Genomic DNA, 19,641 nt, shown 5'->3' with positions numbered 1-19,641 from the left:
TGTTCTCCCGACTCGTCGGTGAAGCGGTGATGTGGTCCACTTCACCAACGAGCGGGCGGGCGGAAAAGGTCGCCCTGGCGTGGTCGGCCGGTCGGGCCGTCCTGCGCCGGTGATCGGCGGCTCGGTCGGGTCGGCTCAGTCGAAGATCGGGCCGAGGTCGCGGCTCCGCTTGAGCTCGTAGAAGCCGGGGGTGCCCGCGACCAGCAGCACGCCGTCCCACAGCTGCCCGGCGGCGTCGCCCTTCGGAGCCGGGGTCACGACCGGGCCGAAGAAGGCGACGCGCTCGCCGTTCGGGCCGGGCGCGTGGATCACCGGGGTGCCGACGTCGGTGCCGACCGGCTTCATGCCCGCGTTGTGGCTCTCGACGAGCAGGTCGTCGTGCACCGTCTCGGTCGCGGCCGCGGCCAGCGCGGGGTCGAGCCCGGCGTCGGTGAGGGCGGCGGCGTACAGCTCCGGGCCCAGCTCCTGCTTGCCGAGGTGGATCCGGGTGCCCAGCGCGGTGTAGAGGTCGCGCAGCACGTGGTCGCCGTACTTGCGGGCGGCCGCGATGCACACGCGGACCGGGCCCCAGCCCTTGGCCATCAGGTCCTGGTACTGCTCGGGCAGGTCACGGCCCTCGTTGAGCACGGACAGGCTCATCACGTGGAAGTCCACCTTCACCGGGCGGACCTTCTCGACCTCCAGCAGCCAGCGGGAGGTCATCCAGGCCCACGGGCAGATCGGGTCGAACCACATGCCGACCGAGGAGGGGGATTCGCTTACAGGGGTCATGTGGTGAATCATGACGCGGCGGTTTCACTCCGGCGCGTGACCTTAGCCACGCCTCTGGGACACAATGTGAAACAGTTACTTCGCGCCCTCACCCGGGACGTGATGAAAGACTGCTCTGGGCAGCGCCACTGCCCCCCATGCTGCTCACGACCGCAGCCGACAGGAGTTAACACGCCGTGACCGGTACGCGCAATCTCTCCCAGACCGAGGCCGCCGACAGGGCCCGGCTGCTGGACGTCAACTCGTACGACATCTCGCTGGACCTGACCGACGGGGCCGGCAACCCCGGCGACGGCACCTTCCGCAGCGTGACCACGGTGAAGTTCACCGCCACGCAACCGGGTGCGGGCACCTTCATCGAGGTCGCCGCGAGCAAGGTCCTGCGCGCCGAGCTGAACGGCGCCGCGCTGGACACCAGCGCCTGGACCGCCGAGACCGGCCTGGTGCTGCCGCAGCTCGCCGAGCAGAACACGCTCGTCGTCGAGGCCGACTTCCCGTTCTCGCAGCAGGGCCAGGGCCTGCACCGCGCGGTCGACCCCGCGGACAAGGAGGTCTACCTCTACAGCCAGTTCGAGACCGCCGACGCCCAGAAGGTCTTCGCCTGCTTCGACCAGCCCGACCTGAAGTCGGTCTACACCTGGCACGCCGTGGTGCCCAAGCACTGGAAGGTCGTCTCCAACGCGCCGGTCGACTCGGTCACCAGCGAGGGCTTCGGCAAGACGGTCCACTTCGAGCAGTCGGCTCGTATGTCGACGTACGTGACCGCGCTGTGCGCCGGGCCGTACCACGAGGTGCGCACCACGCACGACGGCATCGACATGGGTGTCTACTGCCGCGCCTCGATGGCCGAGCACCTGGAGGCCGACGAGCTGTTCGAGATCACCAAGCAGGGCTTCGACTTCTTCCAGGCCCAGTTCGGCGTGCGCTACCCGCTGCCGAAGTACGACCAGCTGTGGGTGCCCGAGTTCAACGCGGGCGCGATGGAGAACTTCGGCTGCGTCACCCACGCCGACGCGTCGTACATCTTCCGCAGCGAGGTCACCGACTTCGAGCGCGAGCAGCGCGCCAACACGATCCTGCACGAGCTGGCCCACATGTGGTTCGGCGACCTGGTCACCATGCGCTGGTGGGACGACCTGTGGCTGAACGAGTCGTTCGCCGAGTGGGCGTCGCACTGGTGCAACGCCGAGGCGACCCGCTTCTCCGACGCCTGGACCACGTTCCTGTCGGTGCGCAAGAACTGGGGCTACGGCCAGGACCAGCTGTCCAGCACGCACCCGGTCTACTGCGACATGCCCGACGTGGACGCGGTCGAGGTCAACTTCGACGGCATCACGTACGCCAAGGGCGCCAGCGTGATCAAGCAGCTCGTGGCGTACGTCGGCATCGACGCGTTCGTCACCGGCCTGCGCTCCTACTTCAAGCAGCACGCCTGGGGCAACGCCACCTTCGGCGACCTGCTCTCCGCGCTGGAGGCCGCCTCCGGCCGCGAGCTGCGCGACTTCGCCGCCGCGTGGCTGGAGACCGCCCAGGTCAACACGCTGCGCCCGGTCGTGGAGATCGCCAAGGACGGCACGTACCGGCAGGTGACCGTGGTGCAGACCGCGCCGGAGAGCCACCCGACGCTGCGCCCGCACCACCTCGCCGTCGGCCTGTACGACCTCGTGGACGGCAGCCTGGTGCGCCGCGAGCGGATCGAGACCGACGTCGCGGGCGCGGAGACGGTGCTGGCCGAGCTGGCCGGCAAGAAGGCCGCCGACGTGCTGCTGCTCAACGACGACGACCTCACCTACACCAAGCTGCGCCTCGACGAGCGCTCGCTGGCCACGGTGGTCGGCAACCTGAGCGGCTTCGACTCGTCGCTGGCCCGCGCGCTGTGCTGGGCCGCCGCGTGGGACATGGTCCGCGACGCGGAGATGCCCGCCCGCGACTACGTCACGCTGGTCACCAACGCGCTGCCCGGCGAGCGTGACATCAACCTGGTCACCGCCACGCTGCGCCAGGTGCAGCTGGTGCTCACCCAGTACGCCGACCCGGCCTGGGCGCCGGCGGGCTGGGCGAAGCTGGCCGACACCGCCAAGGCGGCGCTGGCCGTCGCCGAGCCCGGCAGCGGCTTCCAGCTCGCCTGGTCGCGGGCCTTCATCAGCGCCGCCCGGGGCAGTTCCGACCTGGCCGTGCTGCAGGGCTGGCTGACCGGCACCGGGGTGCCCGAGGGCATCACCATCGCCGGTGAGCTGCGCTGGCAGCTGGTGCAGTGCCTGGTCGCCAACGGCGGCGTCGACCCGGCGGTCATCCAGGCCGAGCACGACGCCGACCGCACCGCCTCCGGCGACATCGGCGCGGCGCTCGCGTACGCGCTGATCCCGACGCCGGAGAACAAGGCCGCCGTGTGGACGGAGCTGACCGGCCCGACGGCGCTGCCCAACTGGCGCAACCGGGCGCTGATCCAGGGCTTCCAGCACCCTGCCCAGGCGGAGCTGACCGCGCCGTACACGCCGCGGTTCTTCGCTGAGGTCGCGGGCGTGTGGGCGGCCCGGGACAGCGAGCCGGCGCAGGAGTTCGTGGTGCTGGCCTACCCGGTGCTCGACGTGTCGGAGCAGACCGTGGCGGCGGCGCAGGCGTGGCTGGCGGAGGAGGGCCACCCGGCCCCGCTGCGCCGTCTCATGGCCGAGGGCAACGACCGGGTGCTGCGCGCCCTGAAGGCCCGCGCCAAGGACGCCGCCTCGTCCTGAGCAGGTACTAGGAAGGGGCCGGACGCGTCGCGTCCGGCCCCTTCTTTCATGACCGTCAGGTCACAGGTTGTGCTTGCCCGCCAGCCCGGTGAGCTGGGCGAGACCGCTGACGAGGCCGCCGGCCAGGTCGCCGCCGCCGAACGAGGCCGCCATGGACAGCGCGGCCAGCTTGCAGTCGCGGTCCGACAGGCGCTTGCGGGCCTGCGAACCGGTCACGATCTCCAGCTGGCGCCGGGCCGGGTCGACGGCGATGAGCACCGACTCCGCCGGGTGGGCCAGCCGGGCGTGCAGCCGCTCGGCTCCCTCGCGCATCGGCTCCTCGACCTCGCCGACGTAGGTGCTGAAGGTCAGGCCGGAGTTGTCGTCGGCCTTGCGCAGCGCGTCGTCGAGCCGCAGCAGCTGGCGGGTCGTGAACGGCCCGTCGAGCACCGCCTTGCTGGACACGGCGTAGTGGTCACCAGCGGTCACTTGCGCCTCCTGTCACGTCCACGACCGGCGCGATGTCGCCGGCCGCGGTCAGCTCCGCGCGTGCGGCGGCGTCCAGTGCCGCGTGCTGCGCCTCCGGTCCGTCCGATTCGGGCCGGGCGAGGAACCACACCGGCGCGAACTCGTACGGCCGGCCGGGCCGGTACCGCTTGGCGTTGCGGCCGCCGGCCGCATAGACCAGTGCAAAGATGATCCCGATCACCGCGAGCGGGATGCCCGCGTAGATCAGCAGATCGGATAGATCTGGCGTGGACACCGTGAAGCCCCCCGGCTCAGTCCGAATGAACGTCTCAACGCTAGCGGAGCGGACGCGGCCACCTGCTCAGGGGTGGTCGCGTGCCGCCTCAGTCACCCAGCCGCGACAGCTCGGCGAGCACCGTCGGCCAGGCCGCCGACAGCGGGTCGATGACCGCGAAGTGCGCCGCGCCCGGCACCGCGACCAGCCTGCTGCCGGGCTGCCCGACGGCGTACGACTCGGCCACGGTGATCGGCACGATCTCGTCCGACACGCCGTGGACCAGCACCGTCGGCCCCGGCGGGGCGGGCAGCCGGACCGGGTCGAGATCCTCGCGGGTCGATGCGTCCGCGCCCAGGAAATCGACGACCGCGCCGCCGTCGAGTTCCAGCCGCTGCGCCAGCCGCAGGTCCGCCACCGGCGCCAGGGCCAGCGTACCGGCCTGTCGCGGCGCCGGGGCGGCGATCGCCGCCCACAGCACCAGGTGACCGCCCGCCGAGTGCCCGACGGTGATCACCCGTCCGTCATGTCCGCCCAGCTCACCGGGCACAACGGCAAGCGCTGACGTGACGTCGCGCACGGTCGCGTCCGGGTCGCCGGGCACGCGGCGGTACTCGATCGACACCACCGTCCAGCCGGCGTCGCGGATCGCCGCGGCCATCGGATGAGTGTGGGCACGGTCATACTCCGGCCGCCAGAATCCGCCGTGCACGATCACGACCAGCGGCCGGACCGCGGCACGGGCGTCGCCGCACCAGGCGTCGGCGACGTGCTCGGCCCGCGGCCCGTAGCGCAGCGCGAGATCCGGCGCGGCCGCCGCACGCGTGAGCACCGAGCGGTCCTCGCTCATGCCTCCTCCTCGCTGCGCTCGTCGTCGGCAAAGCGGAGCCGACTGATTCGCTCGCTGCGCTCGCTCATCCCCGCCCCAGGAACGTCAGCGCGTTGCCACCCAGCAGCTTGGCGCGCTGGGTGTCGGTGAGGAAGTCGGACTTGCGCACCACCGCGCCGACGGGGCGCTCGCCCAGGGGGTACGGGTAGTCGCTGCCCAGCAGCACCCGGTCCTCCCCCATCGTGTCGACGAGCAGCCGCAGCGCGGACGGGTCGAACACCACGGTGTCGACGGAGAAGCGGTGCGTGTAGTGGCTGGGCGGCAGCGCGGACTGGCCGCGTACCACGTCGCCGCGCCGGTGCCAGGCGTTGTCGGCCCGGCCCAGCCAGAACGGGAAGCTGCCGCCGCCGTGCGCGAAGCACAGCCGCAGCGACTCGGGGACCTGGTCGAAGACCCCGCCGAGGATCATCGACAGCACCGACAGGTGGGTCTCGGCGGGCATGCCGGTCAGCCAGCGGGCCATCCACCGGTCCAGGCGCGGCCCGGTCGGCATGTCCCACGGGTGCACGAACACCGGCGCCCCGACCTGCGCGCAGTGCTGCAGGAACTGCACGATACCGGCGTCGTCGAGGTCACGGTCGCCGACGTGGTTGCCGATCTCGACCCCGGCGTGCCCGTTGGCCAGGCAGCGGTCCAGCTCCGCGCAGGCCAGGTCCGGGTCCTGCAGCGGCACCTGGCAGAACGGCACCAGCCGGTCTCCCCCGTCCGCGCAGACCGTCAGCGCCAGATCGTTGAAGATGCGGGCCACCTTCATCGCCTGGTCGGCGGGGCGCTCGTACGAGAAGAACACCGGCGTCGGCGAGACGACCTGGACGTCGACGCCGTCGTCGGCCATGTCGGACAGCCGGGTCGGCGCGTCCCAGCACTGCGCGCCGATCGGCCGGAACTCCGTCTCCCCGATCATGATCATCGCGGCGCGTTCGGAGTCCACCCGCAGCCAGGGCCAGTCGTCGCCGCCGCACGCGTTCGACAGCTCCGGCCAGCCCTGGGGCACGACGTGGGTGTGCACGTCGACGACGGGGGCCATCAGCCCTTACCCGGGTGCAGGGTGCCGCACTTGGCACAGGTGCGGGCCTGCTCGCTGTCGTAGAACGCGGTGAACACCGGCGGCAGGTCGGCGACGATGTCGCGCACCTGCAGCTCCACCTCGTGCACGATCTCGGAGCAGTTCGGGCAGTACCAGCGGAACTTCTCCAGCGTGCCCTCCTCGCGGACCCGTTCCATGACCAGGCCGATCGAGCCGGCCTCGCGCTGCGGCGAGTGCGGGGTGAGCCGGGGCAGCATCCACATGTGCCCCTCGGGCACCGTGATCGTCCGCGGGCCGTCCGGCGTCATCACGTTGATCCGCAGCGTGCCCTTGATCTGGTAGAAGAACTCCTCGTACGGGTCCACGTGGAAGTCGGTGCGCTGGTTCGGGCCGCCGACCACCATCACGATGAAGTCGTCGCCGGTAGGGAACATCTGCTTGTTGCCGACCGGCGGCTTGAGCAGGTGCTGGTTCTCCTCGATCCAGCCGGGGAAGCTCACCGGCTCGGAAATCTCCGTCACTTCAGACCTCCTTGGGAAGTAGCGCGACTGCCTGGATCTCGATCAGCAGGTGCGGGTGCGGGAGCTGGTGCACCGCGACCGTGGTGCGGGTGGGTCCGGTGGCGTCGAAGAATTCGCCGTACACCTCGTTGTACCCGCCGAAGTCGTTCATGTTGACCAGGTACGTGGTGACCTGGACCAGGTCGGACAGGTCCGCGCCGACCGAACGCAGGATGTCGCCGATGTTCTCGATCACCGCGCGGGTCTGCTCGCGGATGTCGAGGCTGGTGGTGCCCATCTCGTCCACCGACGCGCCCGCGATGGTGTTGTCGGGCCGCCGGCTCGACGTCCCGCTCACGAACGCGAACCCGCCCGCCACCTTCACGTGCGGGAACTTCCCTCGCGGCGTCGCCTTGCCCGCGACCGTCTTCGCCCCGCTCATGCCGTGGCCTTCAGCGAGGCGGTGCCGAGGCCTTCGACGACGGCGCGGACGTGGGCACCGGGGGTGAGGGGGACGGCGGCGGTGGCGGCTCCGGCGAGGAAGACCCAGCCGGGTTCGAGGGCGACGCCGTAGCGGGCGGTCAGCGCACGGCCCTCGGTGAGCGCGCGGCGCGGATCGCCGAGGATGGCCGCGGTCGAGCCCGCCTGGACGACCTTGCCGTCGACCTCCAGCAGCACGCCGAGGTTGTCCACGCCCGCCGGGACCGGCTGCCAAGCGCCGATCACGTACGCCGCGCCGGAGGTGTTGTCGGCGACGACGTCGGCGTGGGTGAACTGGAAGTCGGCGTACCGCGAGTCGATGATCTCCAGGGCCGGGGCGGCCGCGGCGATGCCGTTCTCGCCGAGCAGGAACGCGATCTCCGGCTCGATCCGCGGGTGGATGAACCCGTCCAGGCTGAGCTGCCCGCCGTCGGGCACGGCCATGGCGTCGGTGAGCCGTCCCCAGATCACCTCGTGCACGCCGACCTGCGCCATCTTGGCCCGGCTGGTCAGCCCCATCTTGATACCGACCAGCCGCTGGCCCCGGTCGAGGCGGCGCGCGATCAGCGCCTCCTGGACCGCGTACGCGCCGTCGACGTCCAGCTCGTTGGCCAGCGTGAGCTGCGGGATCGCGGTGGCGTCGACCGCCGCGTGGTCCAGCAGCGCCGCCATCTCCGAGAAGCTCACTTGGTTCCCTCCGCCGCCTGGACCAGGTCCAGGGCCACGTCCACGATCATGTCCTCCTGGCCGCCGACCATGCGGCGGCGGCCCAGCTCGACCAGGATCGAGCGCACGTCCACGCCGTACTTCGCCGAGGCGCGCTCGGCGTGGCGCAGGAAGCTGGAGTAGACGCCCGCGTACCCCAGCGACAGGGTCTCCCGGTCCACCTGCACCGGGCGGTCCTGCAGCGGCCGGACGACGTCGTCGGCCGCGTCCATCAGCGCGAACACGTCGCAGCCGTGCTGCCAGCCCATCAGCTCGGCGGTGGCCACGAACACCTCCAGCGGGGCGTTGCCCGCGCCCGCGCCCATGCCGGCCAGGCTCGCGTCGACGCGCACCGGCACACCGGGACGGTCGCCGTGCTCGACCGCGACGACGCTGTTGGCGACGCCGAGCGACAGGTTGTGGTGGGCGTGGATGCCGACCTGGGTGTTCTCGTCCAGCACCTGCCGGTAGGCGTCGACCCGCTCGGCGACGTCGCGCATGAGCAGGCGGCCGCCGGAGTCGGTGACGTAGACGCAGTGCGCGCCGTACGACTCCATGAGTTTGGCCTGCTTGGCGAGCCCGGCCGGGTCGTTCATGTGGGACATCATGAGGAAGCCGGCGACGTCCATGCCGTTGTCCCGGGCCCAGCCGATGTGCTGGGCGGAGATGTCGGCCTCGGTGCAGTGCGTGGCGATGCGCACGCTGGTGACGCCGAGGTCGCGGGCGGCCTTCAGGTCCGCGATGGTGCCGATGCCGGGCAGCAGCAGCGTGGTCAGCCTCGACCGGGTCATCACCTCGGCGGCCGCCGCGATCCACTCGGCGTCGGTGGCCGCGCCGTAGCCGTAGTTGACGCTGGAGCCGGCCAGGCCGTCGCCGTGCGCGACCTCGATCGCGGCCACGCCCGCCGCGTCCAGCGCCGCGGCGATCCGCCGCACCTGGTCCACGGTGTACCGGTGCCCGATGGCGTGCATGCCGTCGCGCAGGGTCACGTCCTGTACGTAGATCTCCGTCATGCCGCCGCCTCCGCGCGCTTGCCTACCAGCCGCTCCGCCGTACGCAGCGCCGCCGAGGTCATGATGTCCAGGTTCCCGGCGTACTCGGGAAGGTAGTGGCCCGCCCCCGATACCTCCAGGAACACCGACACCTGCAGCGCGGGCTCGGCGAACATCGGCACGCTCACCCGGTCGAACTGCACCTTCTGCTTGAGCCGATAGCCGGGCACGTAACCCTGCACCTGCTTGACCATGTCCTCGATCGACGCCTCGATCGCGACCCGGTCGGCGTCGGCGTCCGCGCACAGGCAGTACACCGTGTCGCGCATGAGCAGCGGCGGCTCGGCCGGGTTCAGCACGATGATCGCCTTGCCGCGCGCCGCGCCGCCGACGACCTCGATGGCCCGCGCCGTGGTCTCGGTGAACTCGTCGATGTTGGCCCGGGTGCCGGGGCCCGCCGAGCGGGACGCGATGGACGCGACGATCTCGCCGTACGCCACCGGCGTCACCGCGTGCACAGCCGCGACGATCGGCACCGTCGCCTGCCCACCGCAGGTCACCATGTTCACGTTCGGCTGGTCGAGATGCTCGTCCAGGTTGACCGTGGGGACCACGTACGGCCCGATCGCCGCCGGGGTCAGGTCGATCACGACCTTGCCGTGCGCCCGCAGCACCTCGGCGTTGCGCCGGTGCGCCCCCGCCGACGTGGCGTCGAACACGACCTCCACCTCGGCGAACTCCGGCATCGCCACCAGCCCGTCCACGCCCTCGGCCGTCGTCGCCACCCCGAGCCGCGCAGCCCGCGCCAACCCGTCCGACTCCGGATCGATCCCCACCATCGCCACCATCCGCAGCGACTCACTCAACCGCAACACCTTGATCATCAGATCGGTCCCGATGTTCCCCGACCCGATGACCGCCACCCCGGCCTTCACCACACCCACCGCTCTTCCTGGTCGATCATGAACTTATGGCACGGGTCGGCGGCGTGTCGCGTGAACAACTTCATGATCAACGCGCCTGCCCCGGCCCGCTGCGGCATGGGAGCCATGTGCCTCACCCCGCCAGGCCGGAGAAGCGGGTGCGGACGGAGCCGAGGCCGGAGATGCGGGCCTCGTAGGCCGCCCCGGGGGTTACCGGGACCATCGGGCCCAGGGCGCCGGAGAGGACCACGTCGCCCGCGCGCAGCGGGGTGCCGGCCTGGGCCATGGTCTGGGCGAGCCAGGCGACGGCGTGCAGCGGGTGGCCTAGGCAGGCCGCGCCCGCGCCGACGGAGACCGGCTCGCCCTCGTGCTCCAGGACCATGCCGCACAGGCGCAGGTCCACGTCGCCCAGCGCGACCGGGCGGTTGCCGAGCACGAACATGGCGCTGGAGGCGTTGTCGGCGACCGTGTCCACGATGGAGATGTCCCAGTTCGCGATGCGCGAACCGACGATCTCGATGGCGGGCAGCAGGTGGTCGGTCGCGCGGCTCACGTCGGCGACGGTGACCTGCTCATACGGCAGGTCCCGGCCGAGCACGAAGGCGACCTCCGCCTCGACCTTGGGCTGCAGGATGCGGGTCACGTCGACCTCGGCCCCGTCGAAGGAGGCCATGTCGGCGAACAGCACCCCGAAGTCGGGCTGGTCGACGCCGAGCTGCCGCTGCACCGCCGGGTTGGTCAGGCCGATCTTCGCCCCGACGATGCGCCGCCCGGCCGCGACCGCTTCGGCGGTCATCGCCCGCTGCACGGCGTACGCCGTGGCCACGTCCCCGACCGGCAGCAGCCGCTCCCGCAGCGGGGCGATCGGGGTGCGGGTCTCCTGCGCCTCGCGCAGCAGCCGCACGGCCTCCTCGACGATCTCCATGCTCACCTCTCCGGTCGTGGCCACCCCGCTCACGACAGGTCCACGCAGACGTTGGTCAGTTCCGAGTAGAAGGCCAGCGAGTGCACGCCGCCCTCGCGGCCCACCCCGGAGGCCTTCACCCCGCCGAACGGGGTACGCAGGTCGCGCAGGAACCACGTGTTCACCCAGACCAGCCCGGCGTCCAGGCGCGCCCCGGCCCGGTGCGCCCGGCCCACGTCGCGCGTCCACACCGTGCTCGCCAGGCCGTACGCGCTGTCGTTGGCCAGCGCGAACGCCTCGTCCTCGTCGTCGAACGGCATCAGGCTGCACACCGGCCCGAAGATCTCCTCGTGGTTGACCCGGGCGTCCTGGGCCAGCCCGGTCAGCACCGTCGGCTGCACGTACGCCCCGCCGTCGCGGGCGTCGCCGAAGCCCGGCACCCCGCCCCCGGCCAGCACCGTCGCACCCTCGGCGCGGGCCAGGTCGTAGTAGCCGAGCACCTTGTCCCGGTGCTGCCGCGAGATCAGCGGCATGTTCACCGTCGCCTCCTCGTGCGGCCAGCCGAAGGCCAGCTCCGAGGCGGCCTTGGCGAGCCGGTCGGCGAACTCGTCGAAGACGGAGCGGTGCACGTACAGCCGCTCGGTGCACAGGCAGACCTGGCCGCCGTTGGTGAAGCTCGACCGCACCGAACCGGCCACGGCCGCGTCCAGGTCGGCGTCCGGGAAGACCAGCCCGGCGTTCTTGCCGCCCAGCTCGAACGAGACCGCCTTCACCCCGTCGGCCGCCGCGCGCATGATCGCGCTGCCGGTCGCCGACTCGCCGGTGAACGTGATCGCGTCCACGCCCGGGTGCCTGGTCAGGAACTCACCGGCCGAGTCCGGGCCGAAGCCGTGGACCAGGTTGAACACGCCCTCGGGCACACCCGCGGCCGCCATCACCTCGGCCAGCAGCGTGGCCGACGACGGGGTCTCCTCCGACGGCTTCACGATCACCGCGTTGCCGCAGGCCAGCGCCGGGGCGAGCTTCCAGGTGAGCAGCAGCAGCGGCAGGTTCCAGGGCACGATGATCGCGACGACGCCGACGGGCTTGCGTACCGCGTAGTTCAGGGCGCGAGCGCCGGTCGCGGTCGTGGTCGTGAACGACTCGGTGGGCGCGGTCGCCACGATGTCGGCGAAGGCCCGGAAGTTGGCCGCGCCGCGCGGGATGTCGAGGGTACGCGCCTGCGAGATGCTCTTGCCGGTGTCCGCGACCTCGGCGGTGACCAGGTCGTCGAAGCGCCGCTCCAGCTCGTCGGCGACCCGGCGCAGCACCGCCGCGCGCTCGCCCTCGCTCATCCGCCCCCACGGCCCGTGCAGGGCCTTGCGGGCAGCGGCGACGGCGGCGTCCACGGTCGACGCGTCCGCCTCGGCCACGTCGAAGATCTTCTCGCCGGTCACCGGCGACACCTTCGCGAACGTCTTCGCGGAAGTGACGTACTCGCCGCCGACGAAGTTGCGCAGCAGCCCCGGCTCACCCGCCGGGCGGCCGGTCATGAGGATGGGATCCCAGTTCATCGGCCCGTGCCCTTCCGGAAAGCGAACGCGGCCAGCGCGCCCGCGGCCAGCACCGCCGCGCCCGCCGCCGCGGCGAGCAGCCGCTGCTGCCTGCGCACCCGCTGCTGGACCTGCGCGTACGGCGTGGTCGAGAACGACACCAGCTCGTAGCGTGACACGTACCGGCCGGGCAGCGCCCGCTCCAGGGCGTGCTCGACCTTCTTCTGTGCCTGGAACACCGGGGAGGCGACCTTGTCGCGCATCTCCACGAAGTTGTCCAGCGCCATCTGCGCGATCGCCTCGGTGTTCTCCCGGCGGCGCGCCTCGAACTCGGGCAGCGCCCGGTCCCAGTCGTCGCCGGTCTCGTCGAGGATGCGGTCCAGCTCGACGACGTCCTCGAAGGCGCAGTTCGCGCCCTGGCCGTAGAACGGCACGATGGCGTGCGCGGCGTCGCCGAGCAGGCCGACCCTGCCGTACGCGTGCCACGGGCTGCACCGCACCGTGCCCAGCACGCCCACCGGGTTGTGCAGGTAGTCGTCGACCAGGTTCGGGGCCAGCTCGATGACGTCCGGGTACACCCGCGCGAAGTGCTGCTCGATCGCGGCCGGGCTGCTCAGCGACGCGAACGCGTCGGTGCCGCCGGTCGGCCAGAACAGGGTGCAGGTGAAGGAGCGGTCCGGGTTCGGCAGCGCGATCATCATCGACGCGCCGCGCGGCCAGATGTGCAGCGCGCCCGGGTCCATCGCGAACTCGCCGTCGCGGGCCGGGATGGTCAGCTCCTTGTAGCCGTGCTCCAGGAAGTCGAGGCTCTCGGTCAGGCCGGTGTGCGCGAGCAGCTGCCCGCGTACCGCCGAGCTGAAGCCGTCGGTGCCGATGACCACGTCGGCCTGCGCTTCCACCACGCCGTGCGGGGTGTCGAAGCGCATCTCGCCGGTCTTCGGGTCCAGCCCGGTCAGGCGGTGGTCGAAGTGCGCGGTCACGCCCGGCAGCGCGGTGGCCGCCTCCAGCAGGGCGTTGTTCAGCGCGCCGCGGCTGATCGAGTTGATCGCCCGCTCGCCGTCGCTGCTGTACGGCTGGAAGCCCGGCTCGCCCTCGACCGGGTGGATCATCCGGCCGCGCATCGGCAGCGCGTCGGCCATCACCGAGCGGTCCAGGCCGATGCGGCGCAGCGCGTCCAGCCCGCGCTCGGACAGCGCCAGGTTGATCGAGCGCCCGCGCTCGACCTTGCCGGTACGCGGGTCCGGGCGGCGCTCGTACATCGTCACCGTGTAGCCACGGCGGGCCAGATAGCAGGTCAGCAGGCTGCCCGCCAGCCCTGCCCCGACGACGGCCACGGTCTTCTCACGCGTCATGCCCGCTCCCCGGGGAAGATCGCGGCGAGCGCCTGGGCCACCCGCCAGCAGTCGTGATAGGTCGAGTACAGCGGCACCGGCGCGAAGCGCACGATGTCAGGCTGGCGCGCGTCGGCGATCACGCCGTGCTCGTGGCGCAGCCGCCGGGCCAGCTCGTTCGCGCCCAGCTCGGTGGTCCGCACCGACAGCTGGCAGCCGCGCCGCAGCGGGTCGCGCGGGGTGACCTGCCGCAGCGGCCGACCGGGCAGCACCTCGTCGAGCAGGCTCTCCAGGTACGCCGTCAGCCGCACGCTGCGCTCGCGCAGCGTGTCCATGCCGACCTTGTCGAACAGTTCGAGGGAGGTGCGTACCGGGCCCATCGCGAAGATCGGCGGGTTGGAGATCTGCCACGCCTCGACCGTGGCCGGCGGGCGCGAGGTCGGCGTCATCTCGAAGCGGGTCGCCGCCTCGGTGCTCCACCAGCCCTCGAAGCGGGGCAGCTCCGGGTCGCCCAGGTGGCGCTCGTGCACGAACACCCCGGCCAGCGCGCCGGGGCCGGAGTTCAGGTACTTGTACGAGCACCAGGCCGCGAAGTCGACGTCCCAGTCGTGCAGGCGCAGCGGCACGTTGCCCGCCGCGTGGGCGAGGTCCCAGCCGACGACCGCGCCCGCGGCCCGGCCCGCCGCGGTGATCGCCGGGATGTCCATCAGCTCACCGGTGAGGAAGTTGACCCCGCCGAGCATGACCAGCGCGACGGTGTCGCCCTCGTCGCGCAAGAACGCGAGCACGTCCTCGGTGCGCAGGGTGTCCTCGCCGGCGCGCGGGCGCAGGCGTACCACGGTGGTGTCGGGGTCCAGCCCGTGGAAGCGGGCCTGGCTGCGCACCGCGTAGCTGTCGGACGGGAACGCCGCGTCCTCGATCACGATGCGCGTGCGCGCCCCCGTCGGCCGGTAGAACGACACCATCAGCAGGTGCAGGTTGACCGTCAGCGAGTTCATCACCACGGTCTCCGCCGGCAGCGCCCCGACCAGCCGCGCAGCCTGCTCGGTCAGCAGCTCGTGGTACGGCAGCCACGGCCGGGCGGCCTCCAGGTGCCCTTCGACCCCGAGCCGCGCCCAGGCGTCGAGATCGCCGAGCAGCTCGTCCCGGGTGGCCCGAGGCTGCAGCCCGAGCGAGTTGCCCGCCATGTAGGCGGTCTGTTCGTACCCACCGCCCTCGGCGGGCGGAACCCGGAAGAGATCGCGGTGGCCTGGGTCGGCCTGGTCCCGACGCCGGGCGTCTTCCTCAGTGAACGTGAACGTCATGCTGCTCTCGCTGGGTGTCTCGACAGATGTCCCTGATCATGAGGTTATGGCACGGACACGCCGTCGAACCTCCGCTAGTGGCTCGTCCCGGCGGCCCGCCTGAACGGCGGACCACCGCGGACTCCCCACCAGCGTCCATAACTTCATGATCAGCGCTTACATGGCGGTGCGGGCGGACCAGAGTTCGGGGAAGACGGTGCGGGACATGCTGCGCTGGAGCCAGGCGTACCCGTTGGAGCCGCCACTGCCGACCTTCGCGCCCATGGTGCGGGCCACGGCCTTGAGGTGCTTGTAGCGCCAGTCGTCGAACCGCTCGGCGACGTCGGTCAGCGCCTCGCCGAGACGGCGCAGGTGGTTGTCAGGGCTCTCGTCGGCGTAGATGCGCACCCAGGCGGCCTCGACGGCCGGGTGGGCCTCGTGCTCGGTGGCGAAGTCGCGAGTCAGCAGGTCGGCGGGCAGGTCGAAGCCCTGGCGGGCGAGCAGCGCGATCACGTCGTCCCAGACGCTCGCGCCGTGCAGGGTGGCCAGCAGGTCGTGGTACACCTCGTCCTGGCGCTGGAACGGGCGGATCAGCGACGCCGTCTTCAGGCCAAGGAGGAACTCCAGGTGGCGGTACATCGCCGACTGGAAGCCCGAGCCCTCGCCGAGCAGGTTGCGGAACCGGTTGAAGTCGGCCGGGGTCATCCAGTGCAGCGCGTTCCATGCGGCGTTGAGCCCGTCCAGGTGCAGCACGGTGCGGCGCAGCGGGGCGAGCGCGCCGTACACGTCGTCCTCGGCGAGCAGGCGCTGGGTCTCCCGCAGTTCGAAGCGCACCAGACCGAAGTACAGCTCCATCACCTGGCTGATCATGAGGAAGGACATCTCGCCCGGGTCCTTGCTCAGCGTCTGCTGCAGCGTGTGCAGGGTGCTCGCGTGCACGTACGCGTCGTACGGCGTGCGCTGGGCGAACTCCAGGGTCGGCTCACCGCCGTTGGCTTCGGCGCGCTCGGCGCGCTCGGCCGCGGTCGCCGGGCGTACGGCAGCGTTCGTCGTCGATGGAGCGGTCACACGTTCCTCCAGGTGCTCTGGTCAACGTCATGATGTCTCCGTGATGCCCCGTGACGGAATGCCGAATCAACGGCGCTCGGGCCGATCGGCTTAACGTTCATACTGGGGTCGGGGCGTTTCGTTTACGAAGGGAAAGTGCGTCGTGGACGACATGGATTGGGCGCTGCTGCGCGAACTGCAGGAGGACGCCCGGCTGTCCTTCAGCGAGCTGTCCCGGCGGGTGCACCTGTCCCCGCCGGCGGTCGCCGAACGGGTACGGCGGCTGGAGGAGTCCGGGGTGATCGCCGGTTACCGCGCGCACGTGGACCTGACCGCGGCCGGGCGGCCGGTCGTCGCGCTGATCCAGATGTCCTGCTACGGCGCGGGCTGCATCCTGCGCGACCCTTCGGTGGCCGAGTGGCCGGAGATCCTGGAGATCCACCGCATCACCGGCGACGCCTGCAGCATCCTCAAGGTCGCCGCGACCTCCATGGACGCCTTCGAGGCCCTGATCGACCGCCTGGCCCCCCACGGCCGCCCGTCCAGCACGCTCATCCTGTCGACCCCCCTGGCCTGGCGCCCCCTCACCCCGCCGCCCCCCGCCCTCCCCGGCCGCAACTCTTGAAAAGTCGCGGCGTCCGGCACCCGTGATGGCCGCGACTCTTTAAGAGTTGCGGCAGGAGGGGGCGGGAAGGGCGAGGTGATCTCGCCCGGTTCGGGCCTTTTTTCATGTTTATGGGCGTGGTGGGTTAGTGCTGGGTGAGAGGATTTGGCGGTAGCCCGGGGTGATCGGGTGATCAAACGCGATTTGGGGGAAACATGCGGTCTGCTCTCCGGGTGGCGGCCGGGGCCGTGGCGCTGGTCGTCGCGGCGCTCACCGCGCCGGCGCCCGCGCACGCCGAGGGCGTCTTCGTCGAGGTCAACCCGAGCACCATCCAGGCGGGCTTCCAGGTCGCAATCCGCGCCAGCTGCGGCGACGCGCTGAACAACGCGAAGGTGCACTCCGACGCGTTCGGCACGGTCACCGTCGAGCCGGTCAACGTGTACCTGATCGCGGCGGCGACGGTGCCCGAGAACAAGAAGGCGGGCGGCTACAACGTGAAGCTGACCTGCCCGAGCCGGCAGACCGCCACCACCACGCTGTGGGTGGTCAACCACGACAGCCCGCAGCGCGGTCCGAACACCGGCGGTGGCGGCCTGGCCGGGGACGGCGGCACGACGCTGATCGGCGCGGGCGCCGCGGCGATGGGCCTGGGCCTGGGTGTGCTGCTGCTGTCGCGTCGCCGCGGGCGCAACCCGCTGACCCCCGCCTGACGCCGTGCTGCGCCGCCTGCGCGGCCCGCTGGCCGCGGTGCTGCTCCTGGTCGGGCTGTTCAGCGTCGGTATCGGCCTGGGCCAGGCCGGCGGCTTCTCGTTCGCCGAGCTGTTCCGGGGACCGGGCAAGGCTCCGCCGGGCGAGTTCCCGGTGCTGGGCCCGAGCCGGCCGCTGCGCATCCAGATTCCCGCGATCAAGGTCAAGGCGTACATCCACGGGGTCGGCCTGGACGAGCGCGGCGCGATCGACACCCCGTCGCTGCTGCTGCGCAACGAGGCGGGCTGGTTCGACGACGGGCCCTCCCCCGGCCAGTACGGACCGGCGATCATCGTCGGGCACGTGGACACCAAGGACTCCCCCGGCGTCTTCCACCGCCTGAACGAGCTGAAGCCCGGCGCGAAGATCGAGATCACGCGCCGGGACAACAAGGTCACCGTGTTCGAGGTCAACACGGTCGAACGGTTCAGCAAGCAGAGCCTGCCCGTCGACCGGATCTACCACGACTACACCCGGCCCGGGTTACGGCTGATCACCTGCGGGGGCCGCTGGGTGGGCGGCGAGCTGGGCTACGCGGACAACATCGTGGTGTTCGCGAGCCTGGTGAGCGCGCACAAGGCCTGAGCCTCAGGCGGTCTCCAGCCACTGCGCCCAGCGCGGGTCCGGGGTGCGGTGGCCGAGCACGCGCCACACCGCGCCGTGCGGCACGGTGGGCTTCACGGGAAGACGCCAGCCGAGGTCGGCCAGCGTCTTGTCGCCCTTGTGGTGGTTGCAGCGGGCGCAGGCGGCGACCACGTTGTCCCAGGCGTGCTGCCCGCCCTTGGAGCGGGGGTGCACGTGGTCGATCGTCTCGGCCGGCCCCTGGCAGTAGACGCAGCGCCCGCCGTCGCGCGCGAAGATCGCGCGCCGGGACAGGCCGACCTGGGTGCGGTACGGCACCCGCACGTAACGGGTGAGCTTGGCCACGAGGGGGACGGGCACCCGGGCCCGGGAGCTGTGCAGCACCCCGTCGCCGTCGGCCACGCAGACGGCCTTGCCGGAGAGTATGAGGATGGCGGCCCGGCGCACGGACACGACACACAGCGGTTCGTAAGTCGCGTTGAGGAGCAACGCGGCGGAGGCGGCTGTGGGTCGTATGTCAGGCATCGGTCTCACCCTCCGGCGGCACAGTCACGTCATCGCGTCATTGTGACCATCGTCCCCGATTGATCTGGTGATTGCACCTACAATTTGCGGCGGTCTCATGAATTCTCAGCCGCGCTATGCCCCGCTCATTGGCATATGCGAGGAAAGTCCCCCGCAGGCCGCCCGCACCGCCGACCGACCGATGAGGTAGCTAGTAAGCCATGCCGTTGAGCCTTCTCGCCCCCGACCCCACGGAGACGCCCTCCACCGCGTGCCTGGCGGACCCCGTCTGCAAAGGCGTCTACAACTTCTCCGACTCGCAGTGGCTGGCCGACGGCGGCTACTACATCCTCATCAAGCCGATCCGCATCGTCGTCATCATTCTCGTGGCGATGATCGCCCGCGCGCTGCTGAATCACACGATCAACAAGATCGTGGCCCGCACGGCGCAGGGCAAGGTGCCGACGATGCTGCGGCCGATCCGGGAGAAGGTGCCGGTCTCGGTGCTGAACGCCGGGAGCGCGTTCCCGGAGCGCCGCCGCCAGCGCGCCGAGGCCATCGGCTCGGTGCTCAAGAGCATGGTCACCGTCGCGGTGTTCTCGGTCGCCTTCCTGATCGTGCTCAGCGAGTTCTCCATCAACGTCGGGCCGCTCATCGCCAGTCTCGGCATCGCTGGCGTCGCCCTGGGCTTCGGCGCGCAGTCGCTGGTCAAGGACCTGATCGCGGGCCTGTTCATGCTGCTGGAGGACCAGTACGGGGTCGGCGACGTGATCGACACCGGCGAGGCCGTCGGCGTGGTCGAGTCGGTCGGCCTGCGCACCGTCACCATCCGTGACGGCCGCGGCGTGATCTGGTACGTCCGCAATGGTGAGATCATCCGCATCGGCAACAAGAGCCAGGGCTGGGCCACCGTCATGATCGACGTGCCGATCGGCTTCGTCGGCGTGGAGGAGGCGACGTCGGTGCTGCGCCAGGCGGTCGACGCCTTCGCGCACGATCCCGAGTGGGCCGCCGACTTCGTCGAGCCGCCGCAGGTGCTGGGCGTGGAGAACATCAGCGTGGACGGCGCGGTCATCCGCACCGTGTGCAAGACCTCCGCTGACCGGCAGTGGGACCTGCAGCGGGAGATGCGGCGACGGCTCACCGAGGCGCTCGAGGCGTCGGGCATCGCGGCGCAGATGCAGGCGGCCCGCGCGTTGCGGGCGTCGGTGCCGACCGAGGAGCCATCGTCGGCTCCCTGACTGTACGTGGTGGCATCAGCCGTAGAGGCTAGCGCTTTATCCACCGATCGGGCAGAATCAACCGACGACATCCCTTCTGGGACGGTCATTCGGCGTGACTCTGCGACAGGATGGCGGTCCTCGACA

At 71.3% G+C, this 19,641-nt stretch carries 21 protein-coding genes; 5 read left to right on the top strand and 16 right to left on the bottom strand.

Going from position 1 to position 19,641, the window contains the following annotated elements; all coding sequences use genetic code 11:
- Positions 1-135: 135 nt before the first annotated feature.
- A complete protein-coding gene (locus ACFQO7_RS10935) occupies positions 136-771 on the bottom strand; it encodes a mycothiol-dependent nitroreductase Rv2466c family protein (protein ID WP_376806237.1) in 636 nt (211 codons plus the stop codon).
- A gap of 176 nt (positions 772-947) precedes the next feature.
- Between ACFQO7_RS10935 and pepN the strand changes: the two genes are divergently transcribed.
- Entirely contained in the window at positions 948-3,503 is a 2,556-nt protein-coding gene (gene pepN, locus ACFQO7_RS10930) for an aminopeptidase N (RefSeq protein WP_376806236.1), read from the top strand.
- A gap of 60 nt (positions 3,504-3,563) precedes the next feature.
- Here the strand turns inward: pepN and ACFQO7_RS10925 are convergent, their stop codons facing one another.
- The 14 genes from ACFQO7_RS10925 to ACFQO7_RS10860 all read right to left on the bottom strand — a co-directional run bounded on the left by ACFQO7_RS10925 (position 3,564) and on the right by ACFQO7_RS10860 (position 15,858).
- Positions 3,564-3,971 carry a DUF5130 family protein gene (locus tag ACFQO7_RS10925; protein ID WP_376806235.1) on the bottom strand — a complete coding sequence of 136 codons (408 nt, stop codon included), beginning with the start codon at positions 3,969-3,971 and terminating at the stop codon, positions 3,564-3,566.
- Positions 3,958-4,245, bottom strand: coding sequence for an aa3-type cytochrome oxidase subunit CtaJ (gene ctaJ, locus ACFQO7_RS10920; protein WP_465252382.1), 288 nt, complete (start codon positions 4,243-4,245; stop codon positions 3,958-3,960). The genes ACFQO7_RS10925 and ctaJ overlap by 14 nt, the downstream gene beginning before the upstream one ends.
- An 88-nt stretch (positions 4,246-4,333) precedes the next feature.
- The gene (locus tag ACFQO7_RS10915) at positions 4,334-5,074 is read right to left on the bottom strand and encodes an alpha/beta hydrolase (RefSeq protein WP_376806234.1); all 741 of its coding nucleotides are present in this window, start codon (positions 5,072-5,074) and stop codon (positions 4,334-4,336) included.
- A 64-nt stretch (positions 5,075-5,138) separates the two neighbouring features.
- A complete protein-coding gene (locus ACFQO7_RS10910; RefSeq protein ID WP_376806263.1) occupies positions 5,139-6,143 on the bottom strand; it encodes an amidohydrolase family protein in 1,005 nt (334 codons plus the stop codon).
- The gene (locus tag ACFQO7_RS10905) at positions 6,140-6,661 is read right to left on the bottom strand and encodes a 3-hydroxyanthranilate 3,4-dioxygenase (RefSeq protein ID WP_376806233.1); all 522 of its coding nucleotides are present in this window, start codon (positions 6,659-6,661) and stop codon (positions 6,140-6,142) included. Before ACFQO7_RS10905 ends, ACFQO7_RS10910 begins: the two co-directional genes overlap by 4 nt.
- Before the next feature lies 1 nt (position 6,662).
- Complete coding sequence (locus ACFQO7_RS10900) at positions 6,663-7,082, bottom strand: RidA family protein (RefSeq protein WP_376806232.1); 420 nt, start codon at positions 7,080-7,082, stop codon at positions 6,663-6,665.
- Positions 7,079-7,792: a 2-keto-4-pentenoate hydratase gene (locus ACFQO7_RS10895; protein ID WP_376806262.1), complete on the bottom strand. Its 714-nt coding sequence runs from the start codon at positions 7,790-7,792 to the stop codon at positions 7,079-7,081. Before ACFQO7_RS10895 ends, ACFQO7_RS10900 begins: the two co-directional genes overlap by 4 nt.
- A gap of 11 nt (positions 7,793-7,803) precedes the next feature.
- Positions 7,804-8,838, bottom strand: a complete 1,035-nt coding sequence (gene dmpG / locus ACFQO7_RS10890) for a 4-hydroxy-2-oxovalerate aldolase (protein WP_376806231.1) — start codon at positions 8,836-8,838, stop codon at positions 7,804-7,806.
- Positions 8,835-9,752, bottom strand: coding sequence for an acetaldehyde dehydrogenase (acetylating) (locus ACFQO7_RS10885; protein ID WP_376806261.1), 918 nt, complete (start codon positions 9,750-9,752; stop codon positions 8,835-8,837). The genes dmpG and ACFQO7_RS10885 overlap by 4 nt, the downstream gene beginning before the upstream one ends.
- Before the next feature lie 121 nt (positions 9,753-9,873).
- Positions 9,874-10,665 (bottom strand): 2-keto-4-pentenoate hydratase, encoded by a 792-nt coding sequence (locus tag ACFQO7_RS10880; RefSeq protein WP_376806260.1) that lies wholly within the window; start codon positions 10,663-10,665, stop codon positions 9,874-9,876.
- Positions 10,666-10,694: 29 nt separating this feature from the next.
- Complete coding sequence (locus tag ACFQO7_RS10875) at positions 10,695-12,197, bottom strand: 2-hydroxymuconic semialdehyde dehydrogenase (protein ID WP_376806230.1); 1,503 nt, start codon at positions 12,195-12,197, stop codon at positions 10,695-10,697.
- A complete protein-coding gene (locus ACFQO7_RS10870; RefSeq protein ID WP_376806229.1) occupies positions 12,194-13,528 on the bottom strand; it encodes an FAD-dependent oxidoreductase in 1,335 nt (444 codons plus the stop codon). Before ACFQO7_RS10870 ends, ACFQO7_RS10875 begins: the two co-directional genes overlap by 4 nt.
- Positions 13,525-14,811 carry a kynureninase gene (gene kynU / locus ACFQO7_RS10865; RefSeq protein ID WP_376806228.1) on the bottom strand — a complete coding sequence of 429 codons (1,287 nt, stop codon included), beginning with the start codon at positions 14,809-14,811 and terminating at the stop codon, positions 13,525-13,527. The genes ACFQO7_RS10870 and kynU overlap by 4 nt, the downstream gene beginning before the upstream one ends.
- Before the next feature lie 156 nt (positions 14,812-14,967).
- Positions 14,968-15,858 (bottom strand): tryptophan 2,3-dioxygenase, encoded by an 891-nt coding sequence (locus ACFQO7_RS10860; RefSeq protein ID WP_376806227.1) that lies wholly within the window; start codon positions 15,856-15,858, stop codon positions 14,968-14,970.
- 142 nt (positions 15,859-16,000) lie between these two features.
- Here ACFQO7_RS10860 and ACFQO7_RS10855 point away from each other — a divergent pair, with 142 nt between their 5' ends.
- From ACFQO7_RS10855 to ACFQO7_RS10845, 3 genes are all read left to right on the top strand, one after another.
- Entirely contained in the window at positions 16,001-16,462 is a 462-nt protein-coding gene (locus tag ACFQO7_RS10855) for an Lrp/AsnC family transcriptional regulator (protein WP_376806226.1), read from the top strand.
- A gap of 194 nt (positions 16,463-16,656) precedes the next feature.
- Positions 16,657-17,151 carry a hypothetical protein gene (locus tag ACFQO7_RS10850; protein WP_360540191.1) on the top strand — a complete coding sequence of 165 codons (495 nt, stop codon included), beginning with the start codon at positions 16,657-16,659 and terminating at the stop codon, positions 17,149-17,151.
- A 4-nt stretch (positions 17,152-17,155) separates the two neighbouring features.
- Positions 17,156-17,773, top strand: coding sequence for a class F sortase (locus tag ACFQO7_RS10845; RefSeq protein WP_360540189.1), 618 nt, complete (start codon positions 17,156-17,158; stop codon positions 17,771-17,773).
- Positions 17,774-17,776: 3 nt separating this feature from the next.
- Here the strand turns inward: ACFQO7_RS10845 and ACFQO7_RS10840 are convergent, their stop codons facing one another.
- Positions 17,777-18,295 (bottom strand): HNH endonuclease, encoded by a 519-nt coding sequence (locus ACFQO7_RS10840; RefSeq protein ID WP_360540187.1) that lies wholly within the window; start codon positions 18,293-18,295, stop codon positions 17,777-17,779.
- A gap of 200 nt (positions 18,296-18,495) precedes the next feature.
- Between ACFQO7_RS10840 and ACFQO7_RS10835 the strand changes: the two genes are divergently transcribed.
- Positions 18,496-19,515 carry a mechanosensitive ion channel family protein gene (locus tag ACFQO7_RS10835; protein ID WP_361051359.1) on the top strand — a complete coding sequence of 340 codons (1,020 nt, stop codon included), beginning with the start codon at positions 18,496-18,498 and terminating at the stop codon, positions 19,513-19,515.
- Positions 19,516-19,641: the final 126 nt, after the last annotated feature.

It is taken from the genome of Catellatospora aurea, from assembly GCF_042663325.1.
GTDB classification, from domain to species: Bacteria; Actinomycetota; Actinomycetes; order Mycobacteriales; family Micromonosporaceae; genus Catellatospora; species Catellatospora aurea.
Note: the sequence above shows the minus strand (reverse complement) of the source record. Positions and strands in the feature narration are given on the sequence as shown.